Below are 1150 nucleotides of genomic sequence, written 5' to 3' on the forward strand. Positions count from 1 at the left end.
CGCCATGAGGCGTGCTGGTATTGGACGCCTTGGTCCGAGTGCACCAGCGGCTGCTGCCCCGGCTCAAGACAGGCGAGGGCACCGCGGAGCGAACTGTTGGTCAGCTCCAGGTTCGGCGAGCTGCCCACGGAATAGGAGATGATCTGCCGGTCGAAGAGGTCCATGACCGGGGAGAGGTAGAGCTTCCGGTCCCCGACGCGGAACTCCGTCACGTCCGTGACCCACTTCTGGTTCGGCGCGTCAGCATCGAACTTCCGGTTCAGCAGGTTCGGGGCAATCCTGCCCTGTTCGCCCTGGTAAGAGTTATAGCGCTTCCTGCGCCGGACCTTGCAGAGCAGCTGAAGTGCGCGCATCAGTTTCAGCACAGTCTTCTTCGCGACCGTCCACCCTTGCTTGAGTAGCTCCGTATGGACCCGCCGGTGCCCATACCGGCCATGGTTCGTTTCGAAGATCTCCGTGACCGCCGTTTTGAGTTTCTCTTTCGGGTCCGGGGCCTGGAGGCGGGCCTGGTGATAAAAGAACGTCGAGCGGGCCAGGCCCGCGACCTCCAGCAGGACCGGGAGTGGGTAGTCAGCCTTGAGGGAAACGACGGCCTGGACCTTCAGCGTCGTTCCTGATCCCTCAAGGCCCGCAGTTTTCCCAGATACGCGACCTCCGCGCGGAGCCGCTCGTTCTCCCGGCGCAAGCGTTCCAGTTCGGTTAACTCTGCCGGTGGAGGTGGAGCTGCGGACTTCGCGGGCCTGCCTTGGGCCTTGGGACGCAATGCCTCCGCACCATCACGGCGATACGCCCGGACCCACTTTTGCAGCAACTGACGCGAGGACAAGCCGGCCTCCACAGCCAGATCCGGGCCGGTCTCGCCCGCCAGGAACCGTTCCACTAAGGCGAGCTTGAACTCGAACGAGTACGACTTTGCCGGTTTGCTCACCAGCACTCCTTGCCCATGAATCCTCCACCGCCCATAGAGTGCCCTGACCGGCACACAAGGCGCATCAAGCAAACGCGCCGCTGCCCGATACCCAACGCCCTTCTCAAACCACGCTACCGCCGCCTCGCGCTGAACCTCAGACAACGAACTATATGCACGCATAAAACTGCTCCCCGAAAGTCGAAACTGAATTTCTCAGTCCAACTTCCGGGGAGCAGTTCA

2 protein-coding genes are annotated in these 1150 nt (G+C 62.3%); both read right to left on the reverse strand.

Translation table 11 applies throughout. From position 1 onward, the window contains the following. Window positions 1–605 (reverse strand): IS3 family transposase (locus tag IAQ70_RS22975; protein ID WP_223860568.1); only part of this gene is annotated, 605 nt, incomplete at its 3' end. Continuing rightward, window positions 602–928 carry a helix-turn-helix domain-containing protein gene (locus tag IAQ70_RS22460; RefSeq protein ID WP_190992166.1) on the reverse strand — a complete coding sequence of 109 codons (327 nt, stop codon included), beginning with the start codon at window positions 926–928 and terminating at the stop codon, window positions 602–604. The genes IAQ70_RS22460 and IAQ70_RS22975, both read right to left, overlap by 4 nt. Between the last annotated feature and the right edge of the window lie 222 nt (window positions 929–1150).

The sequence above is a fragment of the Pseudarthrobacter sulfonivorans genome, from assembly GCF_014712225.1.
Lineage (GTDB): Bacteria > Actinomycetota > Actinomycetes > Actinomycetales > Micrococcaceae > Arthrobacter > Arthrobacter sulfonivorans.